Source organism: Methylorubrum sp. GM97 (genome assembly GCF_024347855.1).
In the GTDB taxonomy this organism is placed as follows: Bacteria; Pseudomonadota; Alphaproteobacteria; order Rhizobiales; family Beijerinckiaceae; genus Methylobacterium; species Methylobacterium extorquens.
This window is the reverse complement of the sequence record NZ_AP025942.1, coordinates 1,922,449-1,942,030: the sequence shown is the minus strand read 5'-3', so window position 1 is coordinate 1,942,030 and position 19,582 is coordinate 1,922,449. Positions and strand designations below refer to the sequence as shown.

The 19,582-nt window shown below is 70.9% G+C and carries 17 protein-coding genes and 1 pseudogene; 13 read left to right on the top strand and 5 right to left on the bottom strand.

Annotated features, from left to right (window positions below; all coding sequences use genetic code 11):
- The first annotated feature begins 39 nt into the window (after positions 1–39).
- From MSPGM_RS09045 to guaD, 7 genes are all read left to right on the top strand, one after another.
- Positions 40–894: an ABC transporter ATP-binding protein gene (locus tag MSPGM_RS09045; protein ID WP_003607674.1), complete on the top strand. Its 855-nt coding sequence runs from the start codon at positions 40–42 to the stop codon at positions 892–894.
- Positions 884–1,789 carry an ABC transporter permease gene (locus MSPGM_RS09040; protein WP_012752593.1) on the top strand — a complete coding sequence of 302 codons (906 nt, stop codon included), beginning with the start codon at positions 884–886 and terminating at the stop codon, positions 1,787–1,789. The genes MSPGM_RS09045 and MSPGM_RS09040 overlap by 11 nt, the downstream gene beginning before the upstream one ends.
- Positions 1,786–2,751, top strand: a complete 966-nt coding sequence (locus MSPGM_RS09035; RefSeq protein WP_261926350.1) for an ABC transporter permease — start codon at positions 1,786–1,788, stop codon at positions 2,749–2,751. Before MSPGM_RS09040 ends, MSPGM_RS09035 begins: the two co-directional genes overlap by 4 nt.
- Positions 2,752–2,867: 116 nt before the next feature.
- Positions 2,868–3,857, top strand: coding sequence for an ABC transporter substrate-binding protein (locus tag MSPGM_RS09030; RefSeq protein WP_012752591.1), 990 nt, complete (start codon positions 2,868–2,870; stop codon positions 3,855–3,857).
- A 141-nt stretch (positions 3,858–3,998) separates the two neighbouring features.
- Positions 3,999–4,814, top strand: a complete 816-nt coding sequence (locus MSPGM_RS09025) for an FAD binding domain-containing protein (protein WP_003605272.1) — start codon at positions 3,999–4,001, stop codon at positions 4,812–4,814.
- The gene (locus tag MSPGM_RS09020; protein WP_003605270.1) at positions 4,811–7,576 is read left to right on the top strand and encodes a molybdopterin-dependent oxidoreductase; all 2,766 of its coding nucleotides are present in this window, start codon (positions 4,811–4,813) and stop codon (positions 7,574–7,576) included. The genes MSPGM_RS09025 and MSPGM_RS09020 overlap by 4 nt, the downstream gene beginning before the upstream one ends.
- Positions 7,573–8,946 carry a guanine deaminase gene (guaD, locus tag MSPGM_RS09015; protein WP_003605269.1) on the top strand — a complete coding sequence of 458 codons (1,374 nt, stop codon included), beginning with the start codon at positions 7,573–7,575 and terminating at the stop codon, positions 8,944–8,946. Before MSPGM_RS09020 ends, guaD begins: the two co-directional genes overlap by 4 nt.
- Before the next feature lie 13 nt (positions 8,947–8,959).
- Here guaD and MSPGM_RS09010 read toward each other — a convergent pair.
- The 5 genes and pseudogenes from MSPGM_RS09010 to MSPGM_RS08990 all read right to left on the bottom strand — a co-directional run bounded on the left by MSPGM_RS09010 (position 8,960) and on the right by MSPGM_RS08990 (position 13,463).
- Positions 8,960–9,882 (bottom strand): annotated as a pseudogene (locus tag MSPGM_RS09010) (LysR family transcriptional regulator).
- Positions 9,883–10,064: 182 nt separating this feature from the next.
- Positions 10,065–10,295 carry a hypothetical protein gene (locus MSPGM_RS09005; protein ID WP_012752590.1) on the bottom strand — a complete coding sequence of 77 codons (231 nt, stop codon included), beginning with the start codon at positions 10,293–10,295 and terminating at the stop codon, positions 10,065–10,067.
- 261 nt (positions 10,296–10,556) lie between these two features.
- On the bottom strand, positions 10,557–10,805 hold the full coding sequence (locus tag MSPGM_RS09000; protein WP_003603474.1) for a hypothetical protein: 249 nt from the start codon (positions 10,803–10,805) through the stop codon (positions 10,557–10,559).
- A 294-nt stretch (positions 10,806–11,099) separates the two neighbouring features.
- Positions 11,100–12,479 (bottom strand): cytosine deaminase, encoded by a 1,380-nt coding sequence (locus MSPGM_RS08995; protein WP_012752589.1) that lies wholly within the window; start codon positions 12,477–12,479, stop codon positions 11,100–11,102.
- 78 nt (positions 12,480–12,557) lie between these two features.
- Positions 12,558–13,463, bottom strand: coding sequence for a LysR family transcriptional regulator (locus MSPGM_RS08990; RefSeq protein ID WP_003603478.1), 906 nt, complete (start codon positions 13,461–13,463; stop codon positions 12,558–12,560).
- 326 nt (positions 13,464–13,789) lie between these two features.
- On the opposite strand from MSPGM_RS08990, the gene MSPGM_RS08985 reads away from it, so the two are divergent.
- From MSPGM_RS08985 to MSPGM_RS08960, 6 genes are all read left to right on the top strand, one after another.
- The gene (locus MSPGM_RS08985) at positions 13,790–14,776 is read left to right on the top strand and encodes an ABC transporter substrate-binding protein (RefSeq protein WP_003603480.1); all 987 of its coding nucleotides are present in this window, start codon (positions 13,790–13,792) and stop codon (positions 14,774–14,776) included.
- An 8-nt stretch (positions 14,777–14,784) separates the two neighbouring features.
- Positions 14,785–15,699, top strand: a complete 915-nt coding sequence (locus MSPGM_RS08980) for an ABC transporter ATP-binding protein (RefSeq protein ID WP_003603482.1) — start codon at positions 14,785–14,787, stop codon at positions 15,697–15,699.
- Positions 15,696–16,490, top strand: a complete 795-nt coding sequence (locus MSPGM_RS08975) for an ABC transporter permease (protein WP_003603484.1) — start codon at positions 15,696–15,698, stop codon at positions 16,488–16,490. Before MSPGM_RS08980 ends, MSPGM_RS08975 begins: the two co-directional genes overlap by 4 nt.
- Before the next feature lie 66 nt (positions 16,491–16,556).
- The gene (locus MSPGM_RS08970) at positions 16,557–17,630 is read left to right on the top strand and encodes an aromatic ring-hydroxylating oxygenase subunit alpha (RefSeq protein ID WP_012752586.1); all 1,074 of its coding nucleotides are present in this window, start codon (positions 16,557–16,559) and stop codon (positions 17,628–17,630) included.
- Positions 17,630–18,598: an ABC transporter substrate-binding protein gene (locus MSPGM_RS08965; RefSeq protein WP_003603488.1), complete on the top strand. Its 969-nt coding sequence runs from the start codon at positions 17,630–17,632 to the stop codon at positions 18,596–18,598. Before MSPGM_RS08970 ends, MSPGM_RS08965 begins: the two co-directional genes overlap by 1 nt.
- A 12-nt stretch (positions 18,599–18,610) precedes the next feature.
- The gene (locus MSPGM_RS08960; protein ID WP_003603489.1) at positions 18,611–19,582 is read left to right on the top strand and encodes an isopenicillin N synthase family dioxygenase; all 972 of its coding nucleotides are present in this window, start codon (positions 18,611–18,613) and stop codon (positions 19,580–19,582) included.

Sequence of the window (19,582 nt, the reverse complement as noted above, 5' to 3'; positions counted from 1 at the left end):
TCGAGAGCCGACCCGAAACCCACGGAACGAAAGCCTGCCATGTCGCGTGCCGGCGCCCTCGCCCTCAAACAGCCGCCCGAATTCGAGCCACCGGCGCCCCGCGCGGTGCCGGCAGCGCCCGTCATCGCCGCGCGCGGGCTGTCGCTGACCTACACCACCGCCGACGGGCCGGTTCACGCGCTTGCCGATGTCGATCTCGCGGTGGCGCCGGGCGAGTTCGTCTCCTTCATCGGCCCGTCCGGCTGCGGCAAGACCACGCTGCTGCGCTGCGTCGCCGATCTCGAACAGCCGACCGGCGGCGAACTCACCGTCAACGGCGTCGGCGCCGAGGCGGCGCGGCTGCGGCGCGACTACGGCTTCGTGTTCCAGGCGCCGGCGCTCTATCCCTGGCGGACCATCGCCCGCAACGTCGCCCTGCCGCTCGAGATCTTCGGCGTACCGCGCGCCGAGCGGCGGGAGCGCGTGGCGCACTTCCTCGACCTCGTCCAGCTCACCGGCTTTGCCAACAAGTTCCCCTGGCAGCTCTCCGGCGGCATGCAGCAGCGGGCCTCGATCGCCCGCGCCCTCTGCTTCGATCCGAAGCTGCTCTTGATGGACGAGCCCTTCGGGGCGCTGGACGAGATTGTGCGCGACCACCTCAACGCGCAACTCCTCGCGCTGTGGCGCAAGACCGCCAAGACGGTCCTGTTCGTCACCCACTCGATCCCCGAGGCGGTCTACCTCTCGACCCGCGTCGTGGTGATGTCGCCGCGCCCGGGGCGGATCATCGACATCGTCGATTGCACCGCGCTCGGGCGGGAGCGTCCGCTGGAGATCCGCGAGACGCCGGAGTTCCTGCGCCTCGGCCAGCGGGTGCGCGAGGGTCTGCGCGCCGGTCACGCCTATGACGCGTAAGGCGGCGTCCTTTCCCCGCGGCCGGGCGCTGCCGGTGGCCGGCGTCGTCCTGGCGCTGCTCGTTGGCTGGTACCTCGCCGCCCTGCTCGGCAACTGGAACGGCGCCGCGGACGCGCTCGTGCGGGCCGGCGCGGCGCCGGACGCCGCGGGCATCGCTGCGGCGACGATGGCGCAGGAGCGGCCCGTCGTGCCGGCACCGCATCAGGTGTTTTTGGAGTTGTCGCGCAGCGTCCTCGGTGTGCCGCTGAGTTCGAAGCGCAGCCTCGTCTATCACGCCTGGGTCACCCTCTCAGCGACGCTCACCGGCTTCGCCCTCGGCTCGCTGCTCGGCATCGCGCTCGCGGTCGCGATCGTGCACCTGCGCAGCGTCGAGGCGAGCCTGATGCCCTGGATCGTCGCCTCGCAGACCGTGCCGATCCTGGCCGTGGCGCCGATCATCATCGTGGCGCTCGGCGCGGCCGGCCTGACCGGCCTGCTGCCGAAGGCGGTGATTGCGGCCTATCTCTGCTTCTTCCCCGTCACGGTCGGCATGGTGAAGGGGCTGAACGCCCCCGACCGGATCCAGCGCGACCTGATGCGGACCTACTCGGCCTCGCGCGGGCAGATCCTGGCGCGGCTGCGCTGGCCGTCCGCCCTGCCCTACCTGTTCGCGAGCCTGAAGATCGCGGTGGCGGCGAGCCTCGTCGGCACCATCGTCGCCGAACTGCCGACCGGGGCGCAGGCCGGGCTCGGGGCGCGGCTGCTCGCCGGCTCCTATTACGGCCAGACGATCCAGATCTGGGCAGCCCTGTTCGCGGCGGCGGCGCTCTCGGCGCTCCTCGTCCAGGGGATCGGCCTCGCGGAACGTGCGAGCGCCCGCGCCCTCGGCGCCCGGCCCTTGGGGAGTGCACGATGACGCGTCGCGCCGCACGGATCGGCCTGCTCACGCCCGCCGCGCTGATCGGCGGGGCAGCGCTCGCCATCGCCGCCCACCGGCCCGGCCTGGCCGGCGCGGCGGGGCCGGGCTTCTGGCTCGCCGCGATCCTGGTCTGGCTCGCCGCCACGCTGGCCGCGCGCGACCTCGCCGCCCTGGAGCCGGACCATGCGGCGGGCCGCCGCCTCGTGCGGCTCGCCGTGCCGCTGCTGTTCGGGGTCCTCGTGCTGGTGCTGTGGGAGGTCGTCGTGGTGGGTGCGGGGGTGCCCGCCGTGCTGATGCCGCCGCCCTCCGCCGTCGCCGCGCGCTTCGCCACCGCGCTGCCCGTCCTCGGGGCGGATTTCGTCCAGACCTGCCTGAAATCGGCCCTGCCCGGCTACATCATCGGCTGCCTGTCGGGCCTCGGCGTCGCGATCCTGGCCGACCGGCTGCCCGTGCTCGGGCGTGGCCTCTTGCCGGTGGCGAACGTCGCCTCCGCGCTGCCGATCGTCGGCATCGCCCCGATCATGGTGATGTGGTTCGGCTTCGACTGGCCGTCGAAGGCGGCGGTGGTCGCCGTGATGACCTTCTTCCCGATGCTGGTGCAGGCCGGCGCCGGCCTCGCCGCCACGGGTTCGATCGAGCGCGACCTGATGCGCGCCTACGCGGCGGGCTATGCGCGCACGCTCCTGAGCCTGCGCCTGCCCATGGCCCTACCGTTCCTGTTCACCGCCCTGAAGGTCAACGCGACGCTGGCGCTGATCGGGGCGATCGTGGCCGAGTTCTTCGGCACGCCCATCGTCGGCATGGGCTTCCGCATCTCGATCGAGGCGGCGCGGCTCTCCCTCGACATGGTCTGGGCCGAGATCGTGCTGGCGGCCCTGGCGGGCTCGGCCTTCTACGGCCTCATCGCCCTGGCCGAGCGCGCCGCGACCGGCTGGCACCCATCGGTGCGCGCCGGCTGACGGCGGGGTCCGCCCGCATCCGTTCGAAACAACCACGGCCGAAGGCCGCAGGGGAAAGTCCCGAAGGGGACAGGTTGAAGGAGGCTGAGATGGCGGGGAAAACGGCGGGGAAAACGATGAGAGCGCTCCTCTGCGCCGGGGCGGCGCTGCTCGGGCTCGCCGCGGGCGGCGCGCGGGCGGCGGAGAAGGTGACGCTCCAGCTCAAATGGGTGCCCCAGGCACAGTTTGCCGGCTACTACGTCGCCCAGGCCAAGGGCTTCTACAGCCAAGCCGGCCTCGACGTGACGATCAAGCCGGGCGGGCCCGACGTGGCCCCGCCCCAGGTCATCGCGGGCGGCGGCGCCGACGTCGTCGTCGATTGGATGCCCTCGGCGCTGGCCTCGCGCGAGAAGGGCGTGCCGCTCGTCAACATCGCGCAGCCGTTCAAGAAGTCGGGCCTGATGCTGACCTGCCGGGCGGATACCGGCATCAAGTCGCCCGCCGACCTGAAGGGACGGACGCTCGGCGTCTGGTACGCCGGCAACGAGTACCCGTTCCTGGCCTGGATGGCCAAGCTCGGCCTCAAGACCGACGGTTCGCCCGGCGGCGTGACGGTGCTGAAGCAGGGCTTCAACGTCGATCCGCTGATCCAACGCCAAGCCGACTGCGTCTCGACCATGAGCTACAACGAGTATTGGCAGGTGATCGATGCCGGCTTCAAGCCGGAGCAGCTCGTCGTCTTTCGCTACGAGGACCAGGGCGTCGCCGCGCTCGAGGACGGGCTCTACGCCCTCGAATCGAAGCTGAAGGACAAGGCCTTCGTCGCCCGGCTGGCGAAATTCGTGGCGGCCTCCGAGAAGGGCTGGGCCTATGCCGCCGCGCATCCGGACGAGGCCGCCGAGATCGTGCTGGATAACGACGCCAGCGGCGCCCAGACCGAGACGCACCAGAAGCGGATGATGCGCGAGATCGCCAAGCTGCTCGACACCTCCGGCGGTCGGCTCGACCCCGCCGATTACGAGCGCACCGTCGCGATCCTGCTCGCCGGCGGCACCGACCAGCCCGTCATCACCCGCAAGCCCGAGGGGGCCTGGACGCATGCGGTGACCGCGACCCTGGGGCAGTAGGCTCGGCAGGGAAGTCGTTCGCGCATCCCCTCTCCCCGCGTGCGGGGAGAGGGGAAAGCCGCGGACCTGGAAATGACCATCCGGAAACCGTGTAAGCTCCGGCTTCCGCCGCTGGATAGGAACTTGCGAGCCGGCCTTTCGATGGATCTCGACACGATCACCGCCGTCCTGAGACCGGCGCGCCTCGACGAACTGCCCCCCTGGCGCGAGGGCGATGCCTGGCTCGCGGGCGGGACATGGCTGTTCTCCGAGCCGCAGCCTGCCCTGGCCCGGCTGATCGACCTATCCGCCCTCGGATGGCCGGCGGCCGAGCTGTCCGAGGCGGGCCTTCGCCTGTCGGCGACCGGCACCATCGCCGAACTCGACCGGCTCGCCCTGCCGCGGGACTGGATCGCGGCTCCGCTCGTCGGGCAATGCTGCCGGGCGCTGCTCGGCTCGTTCAAGATCTGGAATCGCGCGAGCGTCGGCGGCAACCTCTGCATGGCCCTGCCCGCCGGCCCGATGATCGCGCTGACCGCGGCGCTCGACGGCACCTGCCTGGTGCGCCGGCCCGATGGTGGCGAGCGGCGTCTGCCCGTCACAGAGTTCATCCTCGGGCCGCAGCGCACGGCGCTCGCCCCCGGCGAGATCCTGCGCGGCATCGATATTCCGGCTTCCGCGCTGCGGCGGCGCACAGCCTTCCGGCGCATCGCCCTCTCCCCCGAGGGCCGCTCCGGGGCGCTGGTGATCGGGACGCGCGACCGGGCCGGCGCCTTCGCGCTGACCGTGACGGCCTCGACGCCGCGCCCGGTCCAGTTCCCTTTCGAAAACCTGCCGACGGCGGCGGCCCTGCAGCAGGCGATCGCGGCGGCGATCCCCGAGGACGGCTGGTACGACGACGTCCACGGCGCGCCGGATTGGCGCCGGCACGTCACCGAGCGGCTCGCCGAAGAGATCCGGGAGGAACTCGCCCGATGAGGCTCACCGTCAACGGCCAGGTCCAGGAGGCCGCAGCCCGGCCCGGCCAGTGCCTGCGCACGCTGCTGCGGGATCTCGGCTGGTTCGGGGTCAAGAAGGGCTGCGATGCGGGCGATTGCGGCGCCTGCACCGTCCATCTCGACGGCGAGCCGGTCCATTCCTGCCTCATGCCCGCCTTCCAGGCGGAGGGGCGCGGCGTCACCACGATCGAAGGGCTCGCCGGCCCCTGCGCGCCCGGTGACGCGGCGCCCGAACATCTCCACCCGATGCAGGACGCGTTCTGCGCCGCGCAGGGCTTCCAGTGCGGCTTCTGCACGCCGGGCATGATCATGACGGCGGCCGCCCTCGACCAGGGCCAGCGGCAGGATCTCGGCACGGCGCTCAAGGGCAATCTCTGCCGCTGCACCGGCTACCGGGCGATCCGCGACGCGGTGGCCGGGATCGCCCATGCCGACGCTTCGCAGAGGGCGGAGGGCGGCCCGGTCGGCCGCAGCCTGCCGGCTCCGGCGAGCCGCGCGCTCGTCTCCGGCCGGACCGCCTATACCTTCGACACCGCCGTGCCGGGTCTGCTGCACCTGAAGGTGCTGCGCGCGCCCCAAGCCCATGCCCGCATCCGCAGCATCGACCGCGCGGCGGCGCTGGCCGTGCCCGGCGTGGTCGCGGTGCTCACCCACGAGGACGCGCCGCGGCGCCGTTTCTCGACCGGGCGGCACGAGAACCCTTTCGATGACGCCGCCGACACCGGCGTGCTCGATTCCGTGATCCGCTTCCACGGCCAGCGCGTCGCGGCGGTGGTCGCCGAGAGCGTCGCGGCGGCAGCCATGGGCGTGCAAGCGCTGCGGGTGGAATACGACGTGCGGCCCGCCGTGTTCGATCCGGAGGCGGCCCTGCACCCGGACGCGCCCCTCGTCCACGATCCCGCCGACCGCGACCCACCGCGGCCCGGCGACGATGCGCCGCCGCTTCTCGCCCACCCGAACCTCGCCGCCGAGGCGCACGGGGCGATCGGCGATGTCGAGGCGGGCTTCGGCCAAGCCGACCGGATCCACGAGGCGGAATACGTCTCGCAGCGGGTGCAGCACGTGCATCTCGAAACGCACGGCGCGCTCGGCTGGCTCGACGCGGACGGGCGGCTGACCCTGCGCTCCTCGACGCAGGTGCCCTTCCTGACCCGCGACGCCCTGTGCCGCCTGTTCGATCTCGACCGGGACCGGGTGCGCGTGCTCTGCGGCCGGGTCGGCGGCGGCTTCGGTGGCAAGCAGGAGATGCTGACCGAGGATCTCGTGGCCCTCGCCGTGCTGCGGACCGGCCGCCCGGTTTCCTACGAGATGACCCGCGAGGAGAATTTTTGCGCGGCGACGACGCGCCATCCGATGCGGGTGCGGGTCAAGGTCGGCGCGCGGGCCGACGGGCGCCTCACCGCGCTCTCGCTGAAGGTATTCTCGAACACGGGGGCCTACGGCAACCATGCCGGCGGCGTGCTGCACCACGGCTGCAACGAGAGCATCGCCGCCTATGCCTGCCCGAACAAGCGGGTGGAGGGCTACGCCGTCTACACCCACACCCTGCCGGCCGGGGCCTTTCGCGGGTACGGCCTGAGCCAGACGATCTTCGCCGTGGAATCGGCGCTGGACGAACTGGCCCGCGATCTCGGGCTCGACCCGTTCGCGATGCGCCGCCTCAACGCGGTGCGGCCCGGCGACCCCATGGTGTCGACGAGCCTGGAGCCGCACGACGTCGTCTACGGCTCCTACGGGCTCGACCAATGCCTCGACCGCGCTCAGGCCGCCCTGGCGGATGGCAGCGGCGAGGCGGCGCCGGGGCCGGACTGGCGCGTCGGCGAGGGCATGGCGATGGCCATGATCGACACGATCCCGCCGCGCGGCCACGTCGCCCATGCCCACATCCGCCTCGAACCGGACGGGACCTACGCCCTCGCGGTCGGCACCGCCGAGTTCGGCAACGGCACCAGCACCGTGCACGGGCAGATCGCCGCCGAGGTGCTCGTCACCACGCCGGAGCGCATCCGCCTGATCCAGGCCGACACCGACGCCGTCCGGCACGATACCGGCGCCTACGGCAGCACGGGCACCGTGGTCGCCGGACAGGCGAATTTCCGCGCGGCCACGGCACTCGCCGACCAGCTTCGCGCGGCCGCCGCCGAGCGGTCCGGCGTGGGTGCGGACGCGTGCCGCCTGACCCGCGACGGCGTCGCGACGCCCACCGGCCTCGTCTCCCTGACCACCCTCGCGCAAGGGGCCATCTTCGAAGCAGAGGGCGAGGCCGACGGGACGCCGCGCTCGGTCGCCTTCAACGTCCAGGCCTTTCGCGTGGCCGTCCATCCGCAGACCGGCGAGATCCGCATCCTCAAGAGCATTCAGGCGGCGGATGCCGGCCGGGTCATCAACCCGATGCAGTGCCGCGGGCAGATCGAGGGCGGGGTGGCGCAGGCGCTCGGCGCGGCCCTGCACGAGGACTATCGCTTCGACGAAACGGGCGCGGTCGTCACGCGGACCTTGCGCAACTACCACATCCCGGCGATGGCCGACGTGCCGGTGACCGAGGTTCTGTTCGCCGACACCCATGACACGGTCGGTCCGCTGGGCGCGAAATCGATGAGCGAGGCGCCCTACAATCCCGTCGCCGCCGCCCTGGGCAACGCGATCCGCGACGCCACCGGCGTACGGCTGACCGCGACGCCATTCGCCCCCGACCGGATTTTTCGACAGGTCATGGCGGCGCAGGAGATTGCGGAGGCATGACGGCGGCACCGGCCCGGATGCGGGCGATCCGCGGACAGGCGGTGAGCCTGACCGGCAACCCCTTCCTGAGCGAGGGCTGCCTCCAGCACGTGGCCGACGCGCTAATCCTGATCGAGGACGGGCGCATCACCGCCTTCGGCGACTTCGCCGACCTGTCGGACCGGATCCCGGCGGGCGTGGCGGTGACCGTCTACGAGAACGCCCTGATCCTGCCCGGCCTGATCGACACCCACGTCCACTATCCGCAGCTGCAGATGATCGCCTCCTACGGCGAGCAGCTGCTGGCCTGGCTCGAGAAGTACACCTTCCCCGCCGAACTGCAGTTTGCCGATCAGGCCCATGCCGAGCGGGTGGCCAAGCTGTTCTTCCGCGAGATCCTGGGGGCGGGCACCACCACGGCGGTGGTCTATTGCACGGTCCATCCCGGCTCGGTCGAAGCGTTCTTCGCCGAGTCGGCCCGCTTCAACACCCGGATGATCGCCGGCAAGGTCCTGATGGACCGCAACGCCCCGGCCGGGCTCCTCGATACGGCCCAGCGTGGCTACGACGAGAGCAAGGCCCTGATCGCCCGCTGGCACGGGCGCGGGCGCCAGCATTACTGCGTCACCCCGCGCTTTGCCCCCTCCTGCACGCAAGCCCAGCTCGATGCCGCCGGCGCACTGATGCGGGAGCACGACGACCTCTTCCTCCAGACCCATCTCTGCGAGAACACCGACGAGATCGCCTGGGTGCGCGAACTGTTCCCCGACCGGGCGAGCTACCTCGACGTCTACGTGCAGTCCGGTCTCGTCGGCCCGCGCACGGTGCTCGGCCACGCGATCCACCTGTCGGAGGAGGATTTCTGCACCTGCCACGCCAGCGGCGCGGCGATCGCCCATTGCCCGACCTCGAACGGCTTCCTCGGCAGCGGCCTGTTCCGGCTGTTCGACGCCCTCGATCCGCGCCGGCCAGTGCGGGTCGGGCTCGGCACCGATGTCGGCGCCGGCACGACCCTGTCGCTGCTCAAAACACTCGGCGAATCCTACAAGGTCGCGGCGCTCCGCGGCACCCGGCTCGACGCAGTCCGGGCGTTCTGGCTCGCGACGCTGGGCGGCGCCGAGGCGCTGCGGCTGGACGACCGGATCGGGCGGATCGCACCAGGACACGATGCGGATCTCTGCGTGCTCGACCTCGCCGCGACCCTGCTCCTGGGCTTCCGCACCGGCACCTGCTCCAGCATCGAGGAGCTGCTGTTCGTGCTGATGACGCTCGGCGACCATCGCACGGTGCGCGCGACCTGGGTGGCGGGCGAGCCGGTCTACGACAACCGGCGCGCAGGCGACCCGCTGGTCTACCCGGAGACGGACGGGGCCACAGGTCTCAGCGCCTGAACCTCTTCGCCGGTCAGGCCGCCCGCGCCGCCGCCTCGCGCTCCGCCTGCTCGACCAAGCGGCGGATCAGCCAGCGCCCGGCCGGTCCCGGGGGATGGTCGGTGCGGTAGATCACGGTGAGCGGCAGCCGGCGGCGCCGGACCTCGGGCAGGCTCAGCTCGACGAGGCGGCCCGCGGCGATGTCCGCCTCGACCATGTGCGCGGGCATGCTGCCCCAGCCGATCCCGGCGAGCAGCAGGGTGTGCTTGGTGCTTAGGTCCGACAGTCGCCACGTGCGGCTGGCCACCACGCCGAATTCCTGGTCCTGCGACAGCGGCGAGCGGTCGGTGATGACGAGCTGGATATGCTCGCGCGCCGCCCCCGGCACCCGTCCGTCCGCCCCGGCGAGGGGATGGTTCGGCGCGGCCACGGGCAGCATCTCGACCTCGCCCACGGAGATCAGTTCGAGCGGGTCGCTGTCGCGGGTCCACAATTCCACGGTGATCCCGAGATCGGCCCGGCCATCGGTGACGAATTGCTGAGCCGCCCGAGCGCCTCGACGTTGAGGCGCAGCGACACGGTCGGGAAGGCGGCCTGGAACGCGGTCAGCGCATCGACGAGCCGGGCGCCGGGCATCAGCACGCTCGACACGAAGCCGAGCTCGGCTTCGAGACCGCCGAGCAGACCGCTGACCTTGGCCCGCAGCGCGTCGATGCCGTGGGCGACGGTGCGGGCCTCCGCCAGCACGGCCCGGCCGCCTTCGGTGAGCTGAGGCCGGCGCGTCGCCTCGCGGTCGAACAGGGACAGGCCGAGCTGAAGCTCCAGATTGGCGATCGTGTAGCTGATGACCGAGGTCGCGCGGTTCAGCCGGCGCCCGGCCGCGGCGAAGCTGCCGGTCTCCACCACGGTGAGGAAGACCCGGAGCTGGTCGAGTGTCGGCGTCCCCGGTCCCTGCATGCGCTCTGCCCCCAGCCCGGCGTCCCGCCGCGGCGAGAACCCCGACAAGCAAGTGCGAAGCCGCGGCCGAAAACGACCGAAGCCGGCCCTTGGAAAAGGGCCGGCTTCGGGAGGCGCGGATTCGGGACCGGTCTTCCGCCAGGGTCTCCCCCGGCGGGCTGGCGCTTCGCTCGGGGCGCTCCTTAGCGCGTGTGATGCGTCCGCCGCACCGAGCCGGTGGTCAGGTCGGCGCCCGCCGGCAGGGTTCCGAAGCGGGTGTCGCGGGCCGTGGGGCGCTGGACGGCGCCGACGTCGTCGGCGAGGCCGCCCGGGGCGGTGACGGCGGGGATGCCGGCCGGGGCATTGTAGCTCTGGGCCGAGGCGGCGGTGGTGAGGGCGAGGGCGAGAACGGAAGCGGTGAGGATGCGGGTCATGGGATACTCCATCGGTGGGTGGCGGGCGGTTCGTCCGTCATCTGATGGAGTGAAGATGGACCTGCGCGAGCTTTCCGAAAACTGGAATAAGCTCGAACGAAACGTTCGAGAAAGTTGAAAAGCTGGAGGTGAGTCTTCGGCCCCGGCGAGGCCGACCCCGTTCGAAACCGGGCGCGTGGGCCAAGGAAAAGGGCCGGCCGCGTCGATGCGCGGCCGGCCCTTGGGACCGTCGAAACAGAAGTCGTCAGACCGTCCGGAGGGTCAGCGCCCGTGGACGGTGCGGGCGCCCCGCACGGTGGAGCCGGTGGTGTAGACGCCATCGACGGACACGGTGCCGTGGCGGCCGTCACGATCCAGGTAGCGCTCGACATTGCCCGGACCGGCGATGCCGACGAGGCCGCCCGGGGCGGTGACGGCGGGGATGCCAGCCGGGGCGTTGTAGCTCTGGGCCGAGGCAGCGGTGGTGAGGGCGAGGCCGAGGATCGCGCCCGCTGCAATGCGTGAGATCATGTCGTCAATCTCCGAGACTGGATTCGGCGTCGCGATCAGACCAACCGACGCCGCATGTCCCAGAAACTGAGCATCTATGCCTCGCAAAACAACATGATCTGCTTTGGTCCTGTGCACATAGATACGGCACAGCCAAGACGAGGGCTCGGAGTGCTTCGGCGCCCAAAGCTGAAAACACCAACTCTCACTGGGTGTTAGCCCAAAATTGCAGATTTTTTTGACAGGGCCGGGGTTCTGGCACGCCTCTTTCGCGGCGCGTGCTGTTGCGCACCCATCCCCCCGTCCAGCGCCCGGCTACCAGGGGGCGGCCTCACCGGTCAGGGCTTCGTAGGGCGGCAGCCGCGCCGCGACGGGCCGGCCCGCGACCACGATGATTCGGTCCGCATGCGGCCGCGCGACGACCTCGTTGAGGCTGCGTGCGGGCAGAAGCATCAGGTCGGCGGGGGCGCCCTCGCGGATCGTGCCGGCATGGGGAAGCCCCATCATCGCCCCCGGCACCGGCCCGGCGAGCGCGGGCGCGCCGGCCAGCGGATGATCGAGATGGAGGATGCGCACCGACGCCCGGAATGTGTCGAGCATGTCGTGGTCGCCGTAGGCGTAGAAGGCGTCGCGGCAATTGTCGCCCGCGACCATCACGGGCACGCCGGCCGCCATCAGTTCCTGGACCGGGGCGACGCCGCGCCAGCGCGGGGTGCGCCCCCGCTGGCGGTCCTGGAGGTACATGTTGACGGTCGGCAGCGTGACGATGCGGATACCCGCCTGCGCGACCCGCGCGATCGTGGCCGAAGCCTGCGCCTCGGGCTGGAGCGCGAGGCTGCAGCAATGCCCGCAGGTGACGCGGCCCTCGTAGCCGTGGCGCAGGGTCGCCCGCGCGACCGCGTCGAGGGAGGCCGCCGCGGGATCGCCGGTCTCGTCGACATGGAGGTCCACATCGAGGTTGCGCTCCCGGGCGAGGCCGAACAGGCGGTCGAGCAGGGCGTCGATTTCGGCCAGCGCCCCGCCATGCAGGCCGCCGGTCGGCCGGGTCACGCCGCCGATCAGCCCGTCCGAATCGGCGATCAGGTCGGCGAGGCGGCGCCCGTAATCGGTGGCGTAGGCGTCGATCGGGGTCAGGCCGACGCCCTGGAGCGCGATCCGCCCGGCCCAGGCCGCCCGCATCTCCCGGAACACCGCCCAGGTCGTTGCGGCCTGGTCGCGCAGCGCACCCTCCCCGCTCGCCTGACTGTCGAGATGCGTGCGGATCGCGCCCGTGCCGTGCGCGAAGGCGCAGGCGAGGCCGAAGGTCATGCGGCGGCGCAGATCCTCCGCGTCCCAATGGCGGGTGCGGTCCACCGTCGTGGCGTCGCGGGCGCCGGGAAAGTCGCCGGCCGGGTTGGGCGTGCGGGCGACGGTGTGGCCCTTGTCGAGATGGGTATGCGCATCGACGAGGCGCGGCCAGACCTGCCGCCCGGCGAGATCCGCGGCGGGCAGCGTATCCGGCAAGGTGTCCGGCGCCCTCCCGGCCGGCAGGAGACCGGCGACGACGCCGTCCGCGACGATGATGTCGAGGAGCGCGCAGCCGTCCCCGTCGAGTGTCGCGCCGGCCGGCACGCCGCCCGTCAGGAAGGCTCCGGGCACGCGCGCGTTGCGCAGGCGGTAAGCGCGGGCCTCGGGCAGGAACGGCGGCTCGGACATGGTTCAACCTTTCGCGGAAAGCGCGGTCGGCAAGGGGGAAAGGGATGGCGGGAAAGGGACGGCTTGCGCCGGACCGAATCAGTCCGGAACGCTCTGGCGCTCGAACTCGGCCTGGATCCGGGCCGCAAGGAGGTGGGCGGGCCCGTCGAGCGCAGAGCGGGCGCGCTGCATCAGCGACGCCCGCTGGATGATCGCACTGGCATCCGAGATCGGCGTGAAGGCCAGCACGCCGCGGCGGATCTCCTCACCGACATCCGAGAGGTTGACGAAGGTGATGTGCGGGGCCGTCTGGGCGAGGCGCTTCATCAGCTCGATCGAGTTCGTCTCGACCACGGGCGTGAAGCTCGTGCCCTCGGGCACGAGGAGTTCGAGCACGTCGCGCAGGGTCATCGAGCGGTCGGCGACGACGAGGGGATATTCAAGGCAATCGGCCATGCGCACCTGATAGCGGCCGTTGAGGGGATGGTCGGGCGCCATCACCGCACCGAGGCGGTGCTCGAACTCGGCGATGCAGCGCATGCGCGGATCGGGCGGGAGCCGGTAGGCCAAGGCGAGGTCGGCCTCGCCCGCGAGCAGGGCGGCGGCGATCTGATCGACCGGCAGGACCAGAACCTTGACGACGATGCGGGGATGGGTCTCGCGGAAGGTGCGGATCACCCCCGGCAGCACCCCGGCGGCGATGCTCGCCATCGTCGCCACCGTCACCTCGCCGCGGGTCAGGCCCTTGAGCGAGGCGACCTGCGCCAGCATGCGCTCGTGGCCGTTCAGCGTGTCGCGCACGTGCCGCACCAGCACCTCGCCTGCCGCGGTGAGGCGCAGGCCCCGCGGCAGCCGCTCGAACAGCGGCGTGCCCATCTCCTCCTCCAGCGAGAGGATCTGACGGTTGACGGCACTCGACGCGACGTTGAGGCGCGTCGCCGCCCGGCGGATCGAGCCGCTGCGGGCCACCTCGTCGAGGTAGCCCAGCAGGCGATGATGCAGCATGGGGTGCGGCCTCCGCCCGCGTCCCGTCGCGCACCCTCGGCGCAACGCGTCGGCGGCGTTCTGCAGGGAGCTTGCCAACTCCCCTTGTCGAGGCGAGCGCGGACCGCGCCTCGGGCAGGCTGGGATGCGGCGGCGCCGAACGCTTCACCAAGCGCACAGCCATGCGGCAGCGTGCGAATTCTGCGAGCGCTGCGCGCGGAAAACGATGCTTTTCCTGCAGCACTGCTTCCGCTTCCCTAATGTCGGGCAGCCTGGGCAGGTCCGACGCGGCACGGTCCATGCGTCGAGAGACCGATCCCGGGCAACGCGGCGGGGGACCATCACCGATGCGGTCGAACCGATTCGATACGGGGGCCTCCGCCCTTCTGGCGGTCACCCTGGCACTGGCGATGGCCGGGCCCGCACGGGCGGCGGACAAGGTCGTCTTCCTGACGAGCTGGTACGCCCAGGCCGAGCACGGCGGCTTCTACCAAGCCAAGGCCACCGGCCTCTACGAGAAGGCCGGGCTCGACGTCGAGATCCGCATGGGCGGGCCGCAGGTCAACGGCCTGCAGCTCCTGCTCGCGGGCGAGGCCGACGCGATCATGGGCTACGACATCCAGGTGCTCCAGGCGGTCGAGAAGGGCCTACCTGTGGTCACCGTGGCGGCCTCGTTCCAGTACGACCTCCAGGGGATGATGACCCACGACGACGTCACGTCGCTGGCGGGCATCAAGGACAGGGCGATCCTCGTCTCCTCGGCCGGCATGACGGCGTGGTGGCCCTGGCTGAAGAAGAAATACGCGCTCTCGGACGCCCAGGTGCGGGCCTATACCTTCAACCTGCAGCCCTTCTTCGCCGACAAGAACGTCGTGCAGCAGGCCTATCCTTCCTCGGAGCCGTTCCAGGCGCAGGAGAAGGGCGTTCCGGTCAACTTCCATCTCTTCGCCAGGGACGGCTATCCGCCCTACGGCACCACGATCGTGACGACGCGCAAGCTCGCTGAGGGCAAGCCGGAGGCGATGCGCCGGTTCGTGGCCGCCTCCATGGAAGGCTGGAAGAGCTACATGGAGAACCCGGCTCCCGCCAACGTGCTGATCAAGGCGGCCAACCCGAAGATGAGCGACGGCCAGATCGCCTTCGGCATCACCCGGTTGAAGGCGCTCAAGGTGCTGGGCGGCGAGGAGAACGTCCCCATCGGCACCATGACGGAGGCCCGCTGGAAGGCGTCCTACGACTACCTCGTCGAGGCGGGGCTGCTCAAAGCCTCCACGGACTGGAAACGGGCCTTCAGCCTCGATTTCATGCCCGTCCTCTCGGCAAAAGCCGAGTGAGCCGCGCGATGGCGGCATTCGCTCAAGCCAACCCATTGGCTAGCCCGCTTCCGGCCTATTCGCGCGCGGCGATGGCCGAGGCGGCCGCGCCGGCCCCGGAGCGGCTGACACGGCCCGCCGCCAACGCGGCCCCGGCCATCGAGATCCTTTCGGCCGAGAAGGTGTTCGCCGACGGCACCCGCGGGCTCGCCCCGGTCGATCTGACGGTGCGCGAGGGCGAGTTCCTGTCGCTGATCGGCCCGTCCGGCTGCGGCAAGAGCACCCTGCTCTCACTCGTGGCCAATCTCAGCGAGCCCAGCGACGGGCGCCTGCTGTGGTGGCGCGGCAGCTTCAACGGAGTCGGCGCGGAGGGCCGGCGGATGTCGGTGGTGTTCCAGGACGCCACGCTGATGCCGTGGCTACGCATCGCCGCCAACGTGCGCCTGCCGCTCGACCTCGCGGGCGTGAAGAAAGCGGAGGCCGCCCCCCGAGTCCAGGCCGCACTCGATCTGGTCGGCCTCGGCGAGAAGGGCCGGAGCTATCCGCGCCAGCTCTCCGGCGGCATGCGCATGCGAGCGGCCATCGCCCGCGGTCTCGTCACCGAGCCGAACCTCCTGCTGATGGACGAGCCGTTCGGTGCGCTGGACGAATTCACCCGCAACAAGCTCGATGCCGACCTCGTGGACCTCTGGTGGCGGCGCTCGCTCACCGTGCTGTTCGTGACCCACTCGATCTACGAGGCGGTGTTTCTGTCCACCCGCATCGTCGTGATGGCGGCGCGTCCGGGGCGGATCTTCTCCGAACTCACCATCGACGAGCCGCATCCCCGCGGCGACGCCTTCCGGCGCTCTCCGCGCTTCGCCGAATACTGCCAGCGCCTCTCGGCGCTGCTGACCGAGGCGTCGCTGGCCAGCGACCCGGCCACCGCGGAGGCGCGGGCATGAGAAGGCCGCTGATTCAGGATCCCCGCGTCCAGGCGGCGCTGCCGCCTCTCCTCGTCGGCCTCGCGGTGCTGAGCCTATGGGAGGCCGCCTGCCGCGGCTTCGCGGTTCCCGAATACCTGTTCCCCGCCCCTTCCGTGATCGCCGCCTCCCTCGTCCAGAACGGGCCGGACCTGCTGCGGGCCCTGTGGAGCACGATGCGGGTGACACTGATCGCCTTCGCGCTCTCGACCGTGCTCGGCACCCTCGTCGCCTTCCTGTTCGTGCAGAGCCGCTTCATCGAGCGCGGCTTCTTCCCCTATGCGGTGATGCTTCAGGTGACGCCCGTGGTGGCGGTGGCCCCGCTCATCATCATCCTCGTGCGCGACACGCAGGTCGCGCTCGTCATCTGCGCCACCATCATCGCGATCTTCCCTATGATCTCGAACACCACGGTCGGCCTGCGCAGCGTCGATCCGGGGCTCGTCAACCTGATGCGGGTCTACCGCGCGAGCCGCCTGCAGACGCTGCTGCGCCTGCGCATCCCGAGCGCGCTCGGCTACTTCTTCGCGGGCCTGCGCATCTCCTCCGGCCTCGCCCTGATCGGCGCGGTGGTGGCGGAGTTCGTGGCTGGCACCGGGGGCCGCAGCGCCGGCCTCGCCTACGAGATCCTCCAGGCTGGCTTCCAGCTCGACATCCCGCGGATGTTCGCCGCGCTCTCGCTGATCACCGCCGCCGGCATCCTGCTGTTCCTCGCCATGAGCGGCCTGAGCCGCCTCGCGCTCGGTTCCTGGGGCGATCCCGAGCGCGCCTGAACCACCGCACGTCCCTCGACACCATGCCGGAGGGCTTCACGCCGGGCATCACCACGGAGAGCGTCCATGCTGACGACCCGCCAGAAGCTGTGGCGCCATTACTGGTACGCGACCTTGCGCCTGTCCGACCTCACGGACGGCCCCAAGCCCTTCACCCTGATGGGCGAGCGGATCGTGCTGTTCCTCGACGGCGAGGGCGAGCCCGCGGCGATGATGGACCGCTGCTGCCACCGCACCGCCCGGCTCTCGAAGGGCTGGTGCGAGGACGGCCTGATCGTGTGCGGCTATCACGGCTGGGCCTATGACCGGCACGGCGCGCTCGCCCGCATCCCGCAATTCAGCCCGGAGCAGGTCGTGCCGCGGCTCGCGGTGAAGAGCTACCACTGCACCGCGAAGTACGGCTACGCCTGGGTCTGCCTGGAGGAGCCCTACGCCGCGATCCCCGAGATCCCCGAGGACACGATGCCCGGCTACCGGCGCATCCAGCAATTCCACGACGTGTGGAAGACCTCGCCCCTGCGGCTGATGGAGAACTCGTTCGATAACGCGCACTTCGCCTTCGTGCACCAGAACACGTTCGGGCAGATCAGCCAGCCGATCCCGGAAAAGTACGAGATCACCGAGACCGAGTACGGCTTCGAGGCGGAGACGATCATCACCATCGCCAACCCGCCGATGGCCCACCGCATCAGCGGCACCACCGAGCCGACCACCAAGCGCCACATGCGCAACAAGTGGTTCATGCCGTTCTGCCGCCGGCTCGACATCGAATACCCGTCGGGCTTGCGGCACATCATCTTCAACTCGGCGACGCCGATCGACGACGGCACGATCCGACTCGCGCAGATCCTCTACCGCAACGACCGCGAGGAGGATTGCTCGACGGAAGCGCTGATCGCCTGGGATGCGGTGATCGTCGAGGAGGACCGCGACATCCTCGAATCGACCGACCCGGATGCCACGGTTGATATGGGCCGCAAGGTCGAGAGCCACATGCCCTCCGACCGCCCCGGCATGATCATGCGCCGCCGCCTGCTGGCCGCCCTGCACGCGCATGGCGAGGAGGAGGTGTCCGAGGCGGTACCGGCGGTCTCCGTGCCGGCGGCGCCGACGCTGATGCCGCACGAGAGGGTCGCCTGATGGTTCGTTTGTCCGCTCTCCTCGCGACGCTGGCCGCCCTCGCGGCGTCGCCGGCGCTCGCCCTCGACAAGGTCTCGTTCGGCCTCAACTGGGTGCCGGAGGCCGAGCATTGCGGGTTCTTCCAGGCCAAGGCGACGGGCCTCTACGAGCGGGCCGGGCTCGATGTCGAGCTGAGACCCGGCAATCCCAACGTCAACATGCCGCTGCTGGTCGCTTCGGGCGAACTCGACATGGGCATGGGGTCGAGCTTCACCACGCTCAACCTCGTCGCCAAGGGCATCAAGGCGCGCACCGTGGCGGCCTTCTTCCAGAAGGATCCGCAGACGCTGGTGGCCCATGCCGGCCAGGGGGTCGCTCGGCTGGAGGACCTGAAGGGTCGGCCGATCATGGTCGGCGGCTTCTCGCGCAACGAGTTCTGGCAGTTCCTCAAGGCGCGCTACGGCTTCACCGACGACCAGCTCCGGCCGTTCGCCTATTCCGCGGCCCCCTTCCTTGCCGACAAGCGGGCGGTGCAGCAGGGCTACATCACCGAGGACGCGGCCCTGCTTGGCAAGGCGCTGCCCGAGCCGCCGGTCTCGATCCTGCTGGCCGATTACGGCTACGACAACTACGCCACCTCGATCTTCGCCACCGAGGCCTTCATCGCCGCCAAGCCGAAGCTCGTCCGGGCCTTCGTCGAAGCGAGCCGGAATGGCTGGGAGGCCTGCATGGCCGGCGATTACGAGCCCGCCATGCGGGCGGTGCTCGCCCTGGTTCCGACCGGCGGCGAAGACCTGTTCCGCTTCAAGATGGATCAGATGAAGCGGCGCGGCCTCGTCGATGGCGGCGACGCGGCCCGGCTCGGCCTCGGCGCGATGACGGATGCGCGCTGGCGCTCGTTCTTCGACGTCATGACCCAGGCCGGCCTCTACCCGGCCTCGCTCGACGTCCGCCAAGCCTACACGCTCGACTTCCTCGCCCAACCCTGACGGAGCGCATCCATGCGACAGGCGGATCTTCCGATCGTCGATATCGCCCCGTTCATCCACGGCGACGCCGCCGCGCGGGCGGGGGTCGGGCGCGCCTTCGGACATGCGTTCGAGACGACGGGATTCGCCGTCGTCGTCGGCCACGGCATCCCCGAGCGTCTGGCGAACGACGTCTACGACACGATGAAGCGCTACTTCGCGCAGCCGCTCGCGGTGAAGAGCCGCGACGCCGCGCCGGAGAAGACCAAGGGCCGCGGCTACCTGCCGGTCGGCATCGAGAGCGTCGCCCGGACGCTTCAGGGCGAGACGCCGCCCGACCTGTGTGAGGCGCTGGTCTTCAACGCGCCGCACCGCGAGGGGCCCTCGGCGCGCCCCAACATCTGGCCCGCCGAACCCCCCGAATTGCGCGGCCTCGTCGAGGCGTGGCGCGACGCGATCCTGCGGCTCACCGGGCAGCTCACCGAATTGTCGGCGCTCGCACTCGACCTGCCACAAGACTACTTCGCGCCCTGGTTCGCCGATCCGGCGCTGACGCTGCGCTTCGTCCACTATCCCGACCAGGCCGAGCCGCCGATGCCGGGGCAACTCCGCTACGGCGCCCACCACGATTACGGCGGCCTGACGATCCTGCGGCAGGACACGGCGCCCGGCGGCCTCCAGCTCGCCGACCGCGACGGCAACTGGTTCGAGGCCGGCGTGGTGCCGGATTCCTTCGTCATCAATGTCGGCGACCTTCTGGCCCGCTGGACCAACGAGCGCTGGCGCTCGACCCTGCACCGGGTGTCGAACCCCGACCGTGCGCTGACCGGCTCGTCCGCCCGCCTGTCGATGGTCGCCTTCACGGCGCCGAACGAGATGTCCGAGGTCGCCTGCCTGCCGAGCTGCTGCGACGCCGCCAACCCGCCGCGCTACGAGCCAGTGAAGGCCGGCGCCTACATCCTGTCGAAGCTCCAGGCTTCGATGGACCTGACGGCCCGGGCCTGA

What these genes read in the sequence shown, in the direction of transcription:
- MSPGM_RS09045 (WP_003607674.1), top strand. Translation starts at nt 40, where the DNA reads ATGTCGCGTGCCGGCGCCCTCGCCCTCAAACAGCCGCCCGAATTCGAG.
- MSPGM_RS09040 (WP_012752593.1), top strand. Translation starts at nt 884, where the DNA reads ATGACGCGTAAGGCGGCGTCCTTTCCCCGCGGCCGGGCGCTGCCGGTG.
- MSPGM_RS09035 (WP_261926350.1), top strand. Translation starts at nt 1,786, where the DNA reads ATGACGCGTCGCGCCGCACGGATCGGCCTGCTCACGCCCGCCGCGCTG.
- MSPGM_RS09030 (WP_012752591.1), top strand. Translation starts at nt 2,868, where the DNA reads ATGAGAGCGCTCCTCTGCGCCGGGGCGGCGCTGCTCGGGCTCGCCGCG.
- MSPGM_RS09025 (WP_003605272.1), top strand. Translation starts at nt 3,999, where the DNA reads ATGGATCTCGACACGATCACCGCCGTCCTGAGACCGGCGCGCCTCGAC.
- MSPGM_RS09020 (WP_003605270.1), top strand. Translation starts at nt 4,811, where the DNA reads ATGAGGCTCACCGTCAACGGCCAGGTCCAGGAGGCCGCAGCCCGGCCC.
- guaD (WP_003605269.1), top strand. Translation starts at nt 7,573, where the DNA reads ATGACGGCGGCACCGGCCCGGATGCGGGCGATCCGCGGACAGGCGGTG.
- MSPGM_RS09005 (WP_012752590.1), bottom strand. Translation starts at nt 10,295, where the DNA reads ATGACCCGCATCCTCACCGCTTCCGTTCTCGCCCTCGCCCTCACCACC.
- MSPGM_RS09000 (WP_003603474.1), bottom strand. Translation starts at nt 10,805, where the DNA reads ATGATCTCACGCATTGCAGCGGGCGCGATCCTCGGCCTCGCCCTCACC.
- MSPGM_RS08995 (WP_012752589.1), bottom strand. Translation starts at nt 12,479, where the DNA reads ATGTCCGAGCCGCCGTTCCTGCCCGAGGCCCGCGCTTACCGCCTGCGC.
- MSPGM_RS08990 (WP_003603478.1), bottom strand. Translation starts at nt 13,463, where the DNA reads ATGCTGCATCATCGCCTGCTGGGCTACCTCGACGAGGTGGCCCGCAGC.
- MSPGM_RS08985 (WP_003603480.1), top strand. Translation starts at nt 13,790, where the DNA reads ATGCGGTCGAACCGATTCGATACGGGGGCCTCCGCCCTTCTGGCGGTC.
- MSPGM_RS08980 (WP_003603482.1), top strand. Translation starts at nt 14,785, where the DNA reads ATGGCGGCATTCGCTCAAGCCAACCCATTGGCTAGCCCGCTTCCGGCC.
- MSPGM_RS08975 (WP_003603484.1), top strand. Translation starts at nt 15,696, where the DNA reads ATGAGAAGGCCGCTGATTCAGGATCCCCGCGTCCAGGCGGCGCTGCCG.
- MSPGM_RS08970 (WP_012752586.1), top strand. Translation starts at nt 16,557, where the DNA reads ATGCTGACGACCCGCCAGAAGCTGTGGCGCCATTACTGGTACGCGACC.
- MSPGM_RS08965 (WP_003603488.1), top strand. Translation starts at nt 17,630, where the DNA reads ATGGTTCGTTTGTCCGCTCTCCTCGCGACGCTGGCCGCCCTCGCGGCG.
- MSPGM_RS08960 (WP_003603489.1), top strand. Translation starts at nt 18,611, where the DNA reads ATGCGACAGGCGGATCTTCCGATCGTCGATATCGCCCCGTTCATCCAC.